The organism is Streptomyces sp. NPDC006458 (assembly GCF_040612135.1).
Taxonomy (GTDB): domain Bacteria; phylum Actinomycetota; class Actinomycetes; order Streptomycetales; family Streptomycetaceae; genus Streptomyces.
In genome coordinates this window covers 133,651-146,264 of the sequence record NZ_JBEXPR010000014.1, presented here as the reverse complement: position 1 = coordinate 146,264, position 12,614 = coordinate 133,651, and the positions used below count along the sequence as shown (strand labels likewise).

The following is a 12,614-nucleotide window of genomic DNA, read 5'->3' as shown; positions in this document are numbered from 1 at the left end:
AGGGCCGTCGGTGCCGACAGCCCTCCCTCGGACGCTCACCCGGCGACCTCCCCCTCGAACCGCGTCTGTGCCAGGTCGAGGACCTCGTCCCCGTCCCAGCCATGAGCGCGGAGCCAGTGCAGGAAGTCCGTCACGGCGTCGATCACAACCTCTTTTGCGACGGTGGTGCTCAACCTGCCCGGGCCAGGGGAACAGTCAGGCCAGGCGTGCGAGTAGAGGCCCAGGACGGACGCGGCGCGGGTGACGCGAGGGCTGTCGACGTGGCCATCAGGTGAGGTCAGGTCGGTCGAGAGCTCGCACCACGTCACCTTGCGGTCGCCGTGGAGCTGGACCCCCCACGCGTCGGCCACGGCATCGACGAGTGCCATTCCGCGGCCCCGCTCCGCGTCATCGGCCGAATCGGCGAGGACGGGGATCGCGCGGGTCTCGGGATCGTGGACCTCGATGCGCAGACGGGTGCCGCGCATGGAGACGGCGAGTGTGGTCGGGGCGCCGGGACCCACGTGCTTGACGACGTTGGTGACCAGTTCGCTCACGCAGAGCTGCGCCTCGTCCACGACTCCGTGCAACCCCCAGGTGCTCAGGTGCAGCCGCATGATCCGACGCAGGGCGGCGACCTCCCTTCGATCGGCGGTGAAGGCGATGTCCCACGGCTCGCGTGACATACACGCCTCCTGGCTCATACGGACCCCTCTCGTCACGGTCGTCGCCGAGTCGGCGGAGCGTTCGCGGGCACTCACGATGAGTTGCGCCATGGCAACAGAATGTGGCCGGCTCGTCCCGTCATGCAATGTGCACGGCGGGAATCCCACTTCCGAGTGATTGGCATCCCCGGCTCTTGGCGCGAGACTGAACGCCTGTTACGGGAAAGAGGGTTGGGATGCCCGGATCACCGACGGCCCGCCGTCGCCGCCTCTCGTTCGAGCTGAAGCGGCTCCGGGAGCAGAGCGGCCTCACCTGTGCCCAGGTCGGCACGGCTCTGGACTGGAGCGGTTCCAAGGTCAACCGGATGGAGACCGGGAGCGGGCGGGTCCAGCCGTCGGACATCGACGCCCTGTGCCGCTTCTACGACACCGGCGACGAACTGCGCGATTTCCTGAAGTCGTTGGCCCGACAGGCCAAGGTCCGTGGCTGGTGGCAGACGCACGGGGCCGGGGTGCCTGAATGGTTCAACATCTACATCGGTCTGGAACAGGGGGCCTCCACGTTCCGCCAGTACCAGTGCGAACTGGTCCCCGGACTCATGCAGTCCGAGGCGTACGCCGGTGAACTCCACCGATCCGGTGGGCACATGTCCGCGGAGGACATCGTCCGGGCCGTGCGGGTGCGGATGGAGCGCCAGGCCATGCTGCGGCGATCGGACGCCCCCGACGCGTGGTTCATCGTGAACGAGGGCGCCCTGCGCCATGTCATCGGCGATCGTTCGGTCATGCGCGAGCAGCTCGACCGGGTCCTGGAGGCCGCGGAACTGCCGAGCGTGACCCTTCAGGTGCTGCCGTTCGACGCGGGCACCTATCCGGCCACCGGACCGTTCACCATGCTGGGCTTTCCCGCCCCCGAGGATCCCGACCTCGTCTACCGGGACGGCATCACCGACGCCGTCTATCTGGAGGGCGAGCATCATGTCCGTGAGTACACGCGGGCGTTCGACGGTCTGCGGGCCGCGGCCCTGAGCCCTCAGCGTTCGGCTCTGCTGATCGAGACGATCCGGAAGGAGTACACGAGTTGAGCGTGGCAGAGGCGGTTGACGGCGGTCCCGCGTGGTTCGCCTCGTCGTACAGCAACGGGGCGGGCGGTGAATGCGTCGAGTGCGCATTCACCGACGGTGGAACGCTGATACGTGACTCGAAGACCGCCGACGCGGGTGTGATCGCGGTGACGGCCGTCGCCTGGCGTGCCTTCGTGCGGACCCTGCGGGACGTCGAGAGTACGGGCCGAGCCGTGGCCCGTCACTGATCCACCCGCACCACGACCTTCCCGACCTGCCCGTTGCCCTCCAGGTACTCGTGCGCCTTCACGATCTCCGCCAACTCGAACACCCGGTCCACGACCGGCCGTAGCGTCCCGTGGCGGAGCCCCGTTTCGATGAACGCGCGGGCGCGGCGCAGACGTTCGGGGGAGCGGGTGATCTCCAGCATCGTGAAGGTGCGCAGGTTCACCGCGGGCATGCCGAGGTCGAAGGCCGGGTACGGGGTCGGTTCGCCACTCTGGGCGCCCCAGAGGAAGAGGGTGCCGTCGGGGGCCGTTGCGCGGACCAGGTCCGTCACGCCGGGGCCGGCGACCGCGTCGAGGACGTACTCCGCGCCCCTGCCGTCCGTCAGGGCGAGGACACGGGAGGCCACGTCCTCCTCCCGGGAGACGATCACCTCCGTCGCGCCCGCGGCGAGGAGTTGGCGCCGCTTCGCGCGCGTGCGGGTGACCGCGATCGGGGTGGCGCCGACGCGGTGGGCCGTCTGGATCGCGGCGAGGCCGACGCTGCTCGACGCCGCCGTGATCACCGCGGTGTCGCCGGGGCGCATGCCGCCGACCTCGACCATCGCGCCGTACGCCGTGAGGTACGGCATCCAGGTCGCCGCGCCCGTGACCGCGTCGGTGTCCTCGCCCCGGGGCAGGACGGCCGAGGCCGGGACGAGGGCGCGTTCGGCGTAGACGCCGTAGTCGTTGTGGGAGAAGCTCGGGATCACGCTGACGGGCTCACCGACCGAGAGGCCGGTGACGCCCGGACCCAGCGCCTCGACCACGCCGGCCGCCTCGTTGCCCAGGCGGGAGGGCAGTTGCCTGACAGGCTCGATGTAGCGGCCCGTACGGAAGAGGACTTCGGCCCGGTTGACGCCGATCGCGTCCACCCGCACGCGCACCTCGCCGGGGCCCGGCTCACCCGGGTCCAGGTCCTCCAGGCGCAGCACCTCGGGGCCGCCGATCTCGTGGAACCGCACGGTTCTGGCCATGGCTTCGCCACTCCCCCCACCTGAACGCCTCGTACGGACTCGTACGGGAACGACGTCCACCCTGGACCCGAACTACGACGACTGTCAAACTTTGACGCCCATCAAATGAGGCGCCTTGGTCGCGCGCCCGGCGACTGGACCTGAGGTCAGGTCCGTCGGCCCAGGTCGGCGCGGCCGAAGAGCAGGGCGTAGCCCGGCGGGAGGGCGGCGAGGAGGCGGCCGGTCAGGCCGTTGCCAATGAGGGGAGGCAGCGAACTCAGCACGGAACTGACGTCCCAGCGGGCGGTGGCCGGGGTCGCGCCCTCGACGCGTGCCGCGACCGAGTCGACGAAACGGGGTGCGGTGAGCGGTTGCGCGAGCGGGATCTGTCCGGCCACCAGCCGGGCCGCCTCCTCGGGCAGCGCTCCCGCCAGGGCCACGCGCTCGTCGCCGACCACCTGCCCGCCGAGCAGGGACAGGACGATCCGGGTGACGCGCTCCGCCTCGGGTCTCGTGGCGTACTGCCCCGACTCCCGCACGGACTCGACCAGTCGGGACCAACCGCTGTGGTCGGCCGCCGTGGACCGCAGCCCGTCCTCGGTGCTGTCCCGCTCCGGCATCGTGGTGCTCATCTACGGACTCCTCCTCGCCGAATGCTCAGTCGCCACTGCACTCAGTCACCCGGCGCGCGGAAGTCAAACATGCGGCCGTCGACAACGGCCGCCGTCGGGGCGTACGAGCGCAAGGGCGAGTGACTCACGGGTGGTTGTGAGGCTGAGAACCCGACGATCCCGGACTCGGGTCCGGGGAGCCGTGCGACACGCGCGTAGCTTTGGGGCGGGATACGACCCGTTCCCGTCCACCGCCCAGTCACAGGAGGCAGTCATGGCCCAGGTCCCCAGCGCGCTCGTCGCCGCGAGCGGTCTCGTCGGCGGATACGCCGTGGCCCGGTGGACCAGGAAGCGGCAGCTCGGCGGGGTCGTACTGGCCGCCGCGGGGGTCGCCGCGGCCCAGCAGTGGCGGCAGCAGGCGGGCGCTCCGGCGGCGGGTGCGCTGAGCGCCGCATACGTGGCCGCGTTCGCGGGCTCGCACCCGCTGGCGAAGAAGGTCGGGGCCTGGCCGGCGGTGTTCGGGGCGGCCGGGGCCGTGGCGCTGGCGTCCTGGGCGGTGGCGGACCGACGGGGCTGAACCGGCCCGCGGCCGTCCCGGACGGTGGCGGACCGACGGGGCAGGCCCGGCCCGGCACGCGGCCGTCCCGGGCCGGGCCCGACCAACCGACCGACCGACCGACTACCCAACCGACCGACCGACGAGGCTGAACCGGCCCCCGGTTGTCCTGGCGCGCGGGCCGCGAACTCCCGGCGGCACTGCGACTCACACGACTCCGGCCTCCCGCCGCGCCCAAAGCGCCCTCCATACCCCCGCGGACTCACCCCCACCACCCTGCGAAACCGCTCCCGGAACGCCCTCGGTGAGCCGAAGACCGAGTCCAGGGCGACGCGTTCGACCGGGGTGTCGGTCGTCTCCAGGAGGTGCTGGGCGTGGTGGACGCGGGCGCGGTGGAGCCACTGGAGAGGCGTCGTGCGGGTCTGGTCGCGGAAGCGGCGGTTGAGGGTGCGGGTGCTCATGCCCGCCTCCGTGGCGATGTCGGCGAGGGTCAGGTCGCGGGCGCAGTTGGAGGAGACCCAGGTCAAAAGGGGCTCCAGGGTCGCTCCCGACGGGGCCGGGGGCAGTTCCCGGACGATGAACTGGGCCTGGCCGCCCTCGCGTTCCAGGGGCATCACCGACATCCGGGCCGTGTGCGCCGCCACCGCCGAACCGTGGTCCGCGCGCACCATGTGCAGGCACATGTCGAGCGCGGCGCGGCGGGCGGGAACATATGACCGGGGTGTTCAATCCGCTGTGGCGACGGTGACGGTGCTGATGATCGTGCGGCCGGGGTCCGGCACCGGGGCGTGAGGGCCCAGGAACCCGGCCTACGCCATACGGCGTTCCCGCGCCGACTGCCCCACTCGCTCCTTCGCCGCCGTCAGCGGCCGGGCGATGTCCTCCAGGGAGCGGCGCTCCGCGTTGACGGCGAGGACCGCCGCGACCAGGCCCGCCGCGCACATCAGGCCCGCGCCGATCTGGAAGGCGAGAACCGTGTCGCCGACCTTGCCGGTCCCGGTGAGCTCGGCGAACAGCAGCGGGCCGCTGATACCGCCGGCCGCGGTGCCGAGGGCGTAGAAGAAGGCGATGGACATCGCGCGGGTCTCCATCGGGAAGACCTCGGAGACCGTCAGATACGCGCTGGACGCGCCCGCGGAGGCGAAGAACAGCACGACGCACCAGCAGGCGGTCATCGTGGTGGCGCTGAGCGAGCCGCGGTCGAAGAGCCAGGCCGTGCCGAACAGGAGCAGCCCGGAGAGCAGATACGTGGAGGAGATCATCACCCGGCGGCCGACCGTGTCGAACAGCTTGCCCAGCAGCAGCGGGCCGCAGAAGTTGCCGACGGCGATGACCGCGAAGTAGTAGCCGGTGTCGCCGGTCGGCACGTCGAAGAACGTGGTGAGGATCGCGCCGAAGCCGAAGGTGATCGCGTTGTACAGGAACGCCTGGCCGATGAAGAGCGAGAAGCCGAGCACCGAGCGGCGGCGGTACTTCCCGAACACGGTCCGGGCGATCTCCGCGAACGACACGCTGCGGCGCTGGTGGATGGTGAGTTCGCCCTCCGGGCGGGGCAGTTTCTCGCCCTTCTCGGCCTCCACCCGCTCCTCGATCGACGTCACGATCTCCTCCGCCTCGCGGTCCCTGCCGTGGATCAGCAGCCAGCGCGGGCTCTCCGGGACGTGTCGCCGTACGAGGAGGATGACCAGGGCCAGCACGGCGCCGAGGGCGAAGGTCAGCCGCCAGCCCACGTCGATCGGGAAGATCTCGGTGTCCAGCGCGACGATCGACAGCAGCGAGCCGCCGACCGCGCCCAGCCAGAAGCTGCCGTTGATGATCAGATCGACCCGGCCCCGGTAGGGCGCCGGGATCAGCTCGTCGATCGCGGAGTTGATCGCCGCGTACTCACCGCCGATGCCGAAGCCGGTCAGGAAGCGGAACAGGAAGAACCACCAGGCGTCGAAGGAGATCGAGGTCAGGGCCGTCGCCGCGAGATACACGGCCAGGGTGATCATGAACAGCTTCTTGCGGCCGAACCGGTCGGTCAGACGGCCCCAGAACAGGGCGCCCGAGCATGCGCCGGCGACATAGAGGGCCGCCGCGACGCCGGTGACCTGGGCGGAGGTGATCGGCAGCCCGCTGCCGGACTCGGAGAGCCGGCTCGCGATGTTGCCGACGACCGTGACCTCCAGACCGTCCAGGATCCACACGGTGCCGAGGCCGATGACGATCGTCCAGTGCCAACGGGACCAGGGGAGACGGTCGAGGCGGGCGGGGATGCTCGTGGTGATCGTGCGACCGGTTCCGGCCGTGGCTCCTGGGCTGGTCATGGGCTCCCTCTTCGTCGGGCGGAACGCCGGACCGAGTGCCCTCGGTCGACCGTCTCACGCCCGGCCTACGCCCCCAGCCCCCGCGACACCGTGTAGATCAGCAGCCCCGCCAGTGAGCCCACCACCGTGCCGTTGATGCGGATGAACTGCAGGTCACGCCCGATGTTCGCCTCGATCTTGCGGGTGGTGTGCTCGGCGTCCCAGCCGGCCACCGTGTCGGTGATCAGGGAGGTGATCTCCTTGCGGTACGTCGTCACCACGTGCACCGCGGCGCCCTCGACCCAGCGGTCCACCTTGTCCTGCAGGCGCGGCTCGGTGGCCATGCGGGCGCCCAGCGACAGCAGTGAGGCGCGTACCCGCAGACGCAGCTCGCTGCGCTCGTCGTCGGCCGCCGTGACGATCATCGACCGTACGGCGGTCCAGGCGGAGGCGATCAGGTCCTGGACCTCGCCGCGGCCCAGTACCTCGCCCTTGAGCCGCTCGACCCGCGCGCGCGTGTCGGTGTCGGACTGCAGGTCGGAGGCGAAGTCGGTGAGGAACCGGTCGAGGGCGCCGCGCGCGGGGTGGGTCGGCATGTCCTGCATCTCGGCGCAGAAGCGCAGCAGCTCCTTGTAGACCCGCTCGCCGACCTTCTTGTCGACGAAGCGGGGGGTCCAGCCGGGCGCGCCGCCCTGGACGGCGTCCATCACGGAGTCGCGGTGCAGCACCAGCCAGTCGTGGGCGCGGGTCACCACCAGGTCGACGACGCGCCGGTGGCCGCCGTCGGCGACGATCTTCTGCAGCATCTTGCCGATGCCGGGCGCGATCTCCTGGGCCTCGGCACGCCGGGTGATCGCCTCGCCGACGACCGCCTGGACATCGGAGTCGCGCAGCACGGTCAGCGCGCCCCGTAGCGCGGTGGCCAGTTCGGCGGTGACCCGGTCGGCGTGCTCGGGCTCGGCGAGCCAGGCGCCGAGGCGGCTGCTGATGCCGACGGACCGCAGGCGATCGCGCACGACGTCCTCGGACAGGAAGTTCTCGCCGACGAAGTCGCCGAGCGAGACGCCCAGCTGGTCCTTCTTGGTGGGGATGATCGCGGTGTGCGGGATGGGCAGGCCGAGGGGGTGCCGGAAGAGGGCGGTGACGGCGAACCAGTCGGCGAGCGCGCCGACCATACCGGCCTCGGCGGCCGCGGCCACATAGCCCGCCCAGGGGCCCGCGCCCTCATGGGAGGCCCATTTGGCGAGGACGTAGACGACGGCGACGAACAGCAGCAGCCCGGCCGCCGTCAGCTTCATCCGGCGTACGCCGCGCTGCTTCTCCTCGTCGGCGGCGCTGAAGACGTCCATCGTGCGCGCCGGGCGCTTCGCGTCACCCGGGCGCCGCGAACCCGCGGCGGCCTCCGCGGAGGTTCCCCGAGCCTTCACGCCGGGTTCATCCAGTCCCGTATCGCCGGTGTCATCCGGTTTCGTACGTTCCATGCACTCCACCCGTTCACGAGCCCCGACTTCGACATTGTCCCTTCCTGACCGACTCCCGGAACGGAACAAGAGTTCCCGGCGTTGGTCACAGTGATCACACCGGAGCCCCGGCGGGCTCCCCCGACCGAGGAGAACCGCACCGTATGACCAGGCGCCACCGGGGTGGTGCGCCGCTAGCCGCGATCACCGCGCTGATCGTGGCCCTGTCGGCCGCCATCTACTTCGCCGTCGCCCTCGACGACGGCACGCGCCGCCGTACGGGCGACGGCGGCCGTTCGTACGGCTCCGCGGTGCCGGCCTCGTCGGGCGTCTGGGTCGGCACCTGGTCGGCGTCCCCGGTGGCCGCCGAGCCCGGTACGGAGGTCTCGGGTCTGGCGGGACGCTCGGTGCGCAACGTCGTGCACACCAGTGTCGGCGGTACGAGTGCCCGCGTGACGCTGTCCAATCTCTTCGGGCGGGCGCCGCTGTCCCTCACGCACGCCTCCGTGGCGCTGGCCGACGGTGCGGGCGCGGCGGCCGAGAGCGGGACGATGCGCCGGCTGACCTTCGGCGGCCGTACCACCGTCGTCGTGCCGCCGGGCGCACAGGTGGTCAGCGACCCGGTCGTGCTGCGGGTGCCGTACGACGGTGACGTGCTGGTCACCACCTACTCGCCGACCGCGTCCGGGCCGGTCACCCACCATCCGCGCGCACGGCAGATCAGCTACGGCGCGGCCGGTGACCGCACCGAGGACCTCACCGGCGCCGCGTTCACCGAGCAGGTGGACGCCTGGCGCTATCTGACCGCGCTGGACGTGCTCACCGACGAGGCCGACGGCACGGTCGTCGTCCTCGGGGACTCCCTCACCGACGGCTCCTCCTCCAGCGTGGGCGAGAACCGCCGCTGGACCGACGTGCTCGCGCGGCGGCTGCGCCAGGCCGCCGAGGACGGGCGGGACGCGCCGCGCTACGGCGTGGTCAACCAGGGCATCAGCGGCAACCGCGTGCTCGCCGACGGCTTCGTCGGCGGGGTCACGAGCCCGGTCGGCGAGAGCCTGCCCCGGGGCCGCGCGGGCGGCCGCGTGGAGCGCTTCGCCGTCGACAACCCCAGCGGGCTCAAGCGCTTCGAACGGGACGCCCTGGGCCGCGCGAACGTCAGGGTCGTCGTCATGGACCTCGGCGTCAACGACATCCTGCGCGACCCGCGCCTCGCCGACCCGGACCGGATTCTCGACGGACTGCGCGCGATGGCCGACCAGGCCCACGGGCACGGCATCAAGATCGTCGGCGCCACTCTGATGCCCTTCAAAGGCCACCCCGGCTACACCGACGCCCGCGAGGAGGTACGGCAGCGGATCAACGCCGGGATCCGCGACGGCCGGGTCTTCGACGCCGTCGCCGACTTCGACCGGGCCCTGCGCGACCCGTACGACCCGCGCCGCCTCGCCTCCGACTACGACTGCGGCGACCATCTGCACCCCAGCGACCGCGGCTACGCGCGCATGGCCGCGGCCCTGGACCTGGCCGATCTGGCGGGGGCGGTACCCGCGCGGCTGTGAGCGGCAGGCTGCTCCCGCCGCGCCCCCGGCCCGCGGAGAGCGTCCGGACAGCCCCGGTCATCCGAAGCCCGTGGCCGTCCACAGCCGGAGGTCGTCGACAGTCCGTGGCCGTCCACAGCCCGTGGCCGCCCGAAGCCCGAGGTCGCCCACAGCCCGAGGTCGTCCGAAGTCCGTGGCCGCCTACAGCCCGAGGTCGCCCGAAGCCCATGGCCGTCCACAGCCGGAGGTCGTCGACAGCCCGTGGAAGTCGACAGTCCGTGGCCGTCCGAAGCCCGAAGTCGCCCACAGCCCGTGGCCGTCCACAGCCCGTGGCCTCGAAGTCCGTGGCCGTCCACAGCCCGAGGTCGTCCGAAGCCCATGGCCGTCCACAGTCTCTAGTCGTCGTCCCGTCGCTGCCGTTCCCGCGTCAGGTCGCCGTGTCCGTCCAGCCGCTTGCGGTGGGCGTTCTCGACGTCCTCGGGGAAGTCCTCGTGCAGCTCACGCGTCGCGCTTGCGGTCCTGCTTCGCCTGTCTGCGCTCCAGCCGGCGCCGCTCGCGCTCGGCGCGGGTCAGCTTGCGCTCGACGCCGACGCCGCCCCAGAAGGCGAAGCCGGTGATGACCACGCGCGGGGCGCCGGGATCACCCGGCACGCCATCCTCGCTGTGGTCGAAGCCGCCCATCACGCCGATGCCGCGGACGACGACCTCGACGCCGGGCGGCACGGTCACCTGCATCCCGCCCATGATCGCCACGCATCTGATCACGACCTCGCGGTCGGCGAAGTTCGCCTCGCGCAGGTCGAGCTCCCCGCCGCCCCAGAAAGTGAAGGCGGTGAACCGCCGCGGCACCGTCCAGCGCCCCTTGCGCTGGAAACCGCCCATGATCGCGAAGGCGCCCGTGGAGGAACCCTCGCCGCCGACGATCCGCTCGGCCCAACTGCCCGGCTCCGCGGCCCCCTTGGACAGCGACATCGACGGCGGTGTCACGCCCGGCGCGGGCAGGTCGCGGGTGATGGGGGCCAGTTCTCCGTAGGTGCGCGCGGTGTACGTGGCCTCCAGCCGATCCTCGAACTCCGGCATGTCCAGCCGGCCCTCCGCGAGGGCGTCCCGCAGGACTTCGGCGACTCGCTCACGGTCCGCGTCTGAGGCCCGCAGCTCAGGGGCATCGTCGGTCATGGGAGCAGCCTACGAGTTCCACGCGCCGGACACTATGCCGCAACCCTTTCCCGCCTACGCGCCGCGCGAGGTCACCGCGCCCCGTTCCCCCGCGTGCACCTGGGGTTACGCCGAGGCCCGCCCCGCGTACATCTTCGCGATCACCGCCTCGATGTCGGGCTCCCGCACCGACAGGTCCACCAGCGGATAGCGCGCGGCGATCTCGGCCACCAGCGGGGCCGCCGACTGCGACGCGGGGAACGAGAGCCACTGGCGCGGGCCCTCCACCCGGACCACCCGGGCGGGCGCGGCCTCGATCGGCGGCAACTCCCGCTCCAGATCGACCACCAGGGTCCGCTCGCTCTCCCCCGCCTCGTGCAGGCCCACGAGCGGACCGTCGTACATCAGACGGCCGTGGTCGATGACCATCACCCGGGAGCACAGCTGCTCGATGTCGGTCAGGTCGTGCGTGGTCAGCAGCACCGTCGTGCCGCGCTCGGTGTTCAACTCCCGTAGGAACTCCCGCACCTTGGCCTTGGAGATCACGTCCAGCCCGATCGTCGGCTCGTCGAGGTAGAGCACCTCCGGGTCGTGCAGCAGCGCGGCCGCGATGTCGCCGCGCATCCGCTGGCCGAGGGAGAGCTGCCGTACGGGCACCTCCAGCAGGTCGGCGAGGTCGAGGAGTTCGACGAGCCGGTCCAGACGGGCGCGGTAACGGGCGTCGGGGATGCGGTACATGCGGTGCATCAGCCGGTAGGAGTCGATCAGCGGCAGGTCCCACCACAGGGTGGTGCGCTGCCCGAACACCACCCCGATGCGGTGCGCGAGCCGGACCCGCTCACGGGAGGGGTCGATGCCGGCCACCCGCAGCCGGCCGCCGCTGGGGGTGAGGATGCCGGTCAGCATCTTGATCGTGGTCGACTTCCCGGCGCCGTTCGGGCCGATGTAGCCGACCATCTCCCCGCGCTCGACCGTGAAGGACAGCGAGTCGACGGCCCGTACCTGGCGCCGCTCCCGCTTGAGGAACCCGGTCCTGCGGTACACGTCGAAGACCTTCTCCACACCGTCCAGTTCGATGAACGCCCCGGCCCCGGCCCCTGTCCCGGACCCCGTCCCGACCCCAGCCACACGCCTCAACTCCCCGTGCTCCGATACGACCTCAGTCCCGCCCGCCACGCCACCCCGGCCAGCGCGCAGCACGCCGCCGCCACCAGCGGCGGGGCGAACGCCGCCCCCTCGGGCAGCCCGACCGGGTAGGGCCGCCCCATGATGTAGGTGGCGGGCACCCAGTTGACGAAGGCCAGCGGCAGCATGAAGGTGACCGCGCGCACCAGGTCCTTGCCGAACACGCTCGGCGGATACTGGAGCAGCGTGGTGCCGCCGTAGGTGAACGCGTTCTGCACCTCGGCCGCGTCCTGCGCGAGGAACTGGAAGGCCGCGCCCGCCACGAACACCGCGCCGAAAATCATCACGCCGCTGACCAGCATCACCGGCAGCAGCACCGCCTTCGCCGGCGTCCAGTCGACGTCCACGGCGAGAAGCCCGTACGCCAGCACCAGCGCGCCCTGGGTGACCCGGCCCAGCCGGCGCAGCGCGAAGTGGTCGGCACCGACCTGGGCGAGCACCGGCACGGGCCGCACCAGCAGCGTGTCGAAGGAGCCGTCGCGGATCCGGGCGCCCAGCGCGTCCATCGAGCCCAGCAGCAGATCGGCGGTCCCGAACGAGGTCGCGGACAGCCCGTACAGGAAGGCGACCTCGGGCAGGCTCCAGCCGCCGAGGGAGTCGACCTGCGAGAACATCAGCAGGATGCCGACGAAGTCCAGGGCGGTCAGCAGCAGGTTGCCGACGACGGTGAGGGCGAAGGAGGTGCGGTAGGTCACCGTGGAGCGGATCCACATCCCGGCGATCAGCCGGTAGGCCCGCAGTCCTTCCCCGAGCCGCAGGAGACGCCCGCCCGCGGCCCACGCCCCGGCCGGTGCCTCACCCGCGGCCCACGCCCCGGCCGGTGCCTCACCCGCGGCCCACGCCCCGGCCGGTGCCTCACCCGCGGCCCACGCCCCGGCCGGTGCCTCACCCGCC

Annotated in this window: 12 protein-coding genes and 1 pseudogene; 4 read left to right on the top strand and 9 right to left on the bottom strand. The window is 71.8% G+C overall.

The window, feature by feature from the left end:
* Window positions 1-35: 35 nt before the first annotated feature.
* On the bottom strand, window positions 36-665 hold the full coding sequence (locus tag ABZZ79_RS20545) for an ATP-binding protein (RefSeq protein WP_356690680.1): 630 nt from the start codon (window positions 663-665) through the stop codon (window positions 36-38).
* A 215-nt stretch (window positions 666-880) separates the two neighbouring features.
* On the opposite strand from ABZZ79_RS20545, the gene ABZZ79_RS20540 reads away from it, so the two are divergent.
* Complete coding sequence (locus ABZZ79_RS20540) at window positions 881-1,729, top strand: helix-turn-helix transcriptional regulator (protein ID WP_356690678.1); 849 nt, start codon at window positions 881-883, stop codon at window positions 1,727-1,729.
* 2 nt (window positions 1,730-1,731) lie between these two features.
* Complete coding sequence (locus ABZZ79_RS20535) at window positions 1,732-1,956, top strand: DUF397 domain-containing protein (protein WP_356690676.1); 225 nt, start codon at window positions 1,732-1,734, stop codon at window positions 1,954-1,956.
* On the opposite strand, the gene ABZZ79_RS20530 is transcribed toward ABZZ79_RS20535, so the two are convergent.
* Together ABZZ79_RS20530 and ABZZ79_RS20525 are read right to left on the bottom strand one after the other, a co-directional pair.
* Entirely contained in the window at window positions 1,950-2,948 is a 999-nt protein-coding gene (locus ABZZ79_RS20530; protein WP_356690674.1) for a zinc-dependent alcohol dehydrogenase family protein, read from the bottom strand. The genes ABZZ79_RS20535 and ABZZ79_RS20530 overlap by 7 nt on opposite strands.
* A gap of 146 nt (window positions 2,949-3,094) precedes the next feature.
* Window positions 3,095-3,559, bottom strand: coding sequence for a DUF2267 domain-containing protein (locus ABZZ79_RS20525; protein WP_356690672.1), 465 nt, complete (start codon window positions 3,557-3,559; stop codon window positions 3,095-3,097).
* Between the two features lie 253 nt (window positions 3,560-3,812).
* Between ABZZ79_RS20525 and ABZZ79_RS20520 the strand changes: the two genes are divergently transcribed.
* The gene (locus ABZZ79_RS20520) at window positions 3,813-4,115 is read left to right on the top strand and encodes a hypothetical protein (RefSeq protein WP_356690670.1); all 303 of its coding nucleotides are present in this window, start codon (window positions 3,813-3,815) and stop codon (window positions 4,113-4,115) included.
* Window positions 4,116-4,351: 236 nt separating this feature from the next.
* Here the strand turns inward: ABZZ79_RS20520 and ABZZ79_RS20515 are convergent.
* The 3 genes and pseudogenes from ABZZ79_RS20515 to ABZZ79_RS20505 all read right to left on the bottom strand — a co-directional run.
* A pseudogene (locus ABZZ79_RS20515) lies at window positions 4,352-4,789 on the bottom strand (helix-turn-helix domain-containing protein); the annotation flags it as partial.
* A 114-nt stretch (window positions 4,790-4,903) separates the two neighbouring features.
* Window positions 4,904-6,403, bottom strand: coding sequence for an MFS transporter (locus ABZZ79_RS20510; RefSeq protein ID WP_356690668.1), 1,500 nt, complete (start codon window positions 6,401-6,403; stop codon window positions 4,904-4,906).
* 65 nt (window positions 6,404-6,468) lie between these two features.
* Window positions 6,469-7,731, bottom strand: a complete 1,263-nt coding sequence (locus tag ABZZ79_RS20505) for a DUF445 domain-containing protein (RefSeq protein ID WP_356690803.1) — start codon at window positions 7,729-7,731, stop codon at window positions 6,469-6,471.
* A 275-nt stretch (window positions 7,732-8,006) separates the two neighbouring features.
* Here ABZZ79_RS20505 and ABZZ79_RS20500 point away from each other — a divergent pair, with 275 nt between their 5' ends.
* Entirely contained in the window at window positions 8,007-9,401 is a 1,395-nt protein-coding gene (locus ABZZ79_RS20500; protein ID WP_356690666.1) for an SGNH/GDSL hydrolase family protein, read from the top strand.
* Between the two features lie 477 nt (window positions 9,402-9,878).
* Here the strand turns inward: ABZZ79_RS20500 and ABZZ79_RS20495 are convergent, their stop codons facing one another.
* From ABZZ79_RS20495 to ABZZ79_RS20485, 3 genes are all read right to left on the bottom strand, one after another.
* Window positions 9,879-10,556 (bottom strand): DUF1707 domain-containing protein, encoded by a 678-nt coding sequence (locus tag ABZZ79_RS20495; RefSeq protein WP_356690664.1) that lies wholly within the window; start codon window positions 10,554-10,556, stop codon window positions 9,879-9,881.
* Window positions 10,557-10,661: 105 nt separating this feature from the next.
* On the bottom strand, window positions 10,662-11,672 hold the full coding sequence (locus ABZZ79_RS20490) for an ATP-binding cassette domain-containing protein (RefSeq protein WP_356690662.1): 1,011 nt from the start codon (window positions 11,670-11,672) through the stop codon (window positions 10,662-10,664).
* Window positions 11,669-12,433: an ABC transporter permease gene (locus tag ABZZ79_RS20485; RefSeq protein ID WP_356690801.1), complete on the bottom strand. Its 765-nt coding sequence runs from the start codon at window positions 12,431-12,433 to the stop codon at window positions 11,669-11,671. Before ABZZ79_RS20485 ends, ABZZ79_RS20490 begins: the two co-directional genes overlap by 4 nt.
* Between the last annotated feature and the right edge of the window lie 181 nt (window positions 12,434-12,614).

Excerpts from the sequence above, each read along its gene's own strand:
- ABZZ79_RS20500 (WP_356690666.1), top strand. The coding sequence starts at position 8,007 with ATGACCAGGCGCCACCGGGGTGGTGCGCCGCTAGCCGCGATCACCGCG.
- ABZZ79_RS20545 (WP_356690680.1), bottom strand. The coding sequence starts at position 665 with ATGTCACGCGAGCCGTGGGACATCGCCTTCACCGCCGATCGAAGGGAG.
- ABZZ79_RS20510 (WP_356690668.1), bottom strand. The coding sequence starts at position 6,403 with ATGACCAGCCCAGGAGCCACGGCCGGAACCGGTCGCACGATCACCACG.
- ABZZ79_RS20525 (WP_356690672.1), bottom strand. The coding sequence starts at position 3,559 with ATGAGCACCACGATGCCGGAGCGGGACAGCACCGAGGACGGGCTGCGG.
- ABZZ79_RS20540 (WP_356690678.1), top strand. The coding sequence starts at position 881 with ATGCCCGGATCACCGACGGCCCGCCGTCGCCGCCTCTCGTTCGAGCTG.
- ABZZ79_RS20485 (WP_356690801.1), bottom strand. The coding sequence starts at position 12,433 with ATGTGGATCCGCTCCACGGTGACCTACCGCACCTCCTTCGCCCTCACC.
- ABZZ79_RS20495 (WP_356690664.1), bottom strand. The coding sequence starts at position 10,556 with ATGACCGACGATGCCCCTGAGCTGCGGGCCTCAGACGCGGACCGTGAG.
- ABZZ79_RS20505 (WP_356690803.1), bottom strand. The coding sequence starts at position 7,731 with ATGGACGTCTTCAGCGCCGCCGACGAGGAGAAGCAGCGCGGCGTACGC.
- ABZZ79_RS20530 (WP_356690674.1), bottom strand. The coding sequence starts at position 2,948 with ATGGCCAGAACCGTGCGGTTCCACGAGATCGGCGGCCCCGAGGTGCTG.
- ABZZ79_RS20520 (WP_356690670.1), top strand. The coding sequence starts at position 3,813 with ATGGCCCAGGTCCCCAGCGCGCTCGTCGCCGCGAGCGGTCTCGTCGGC.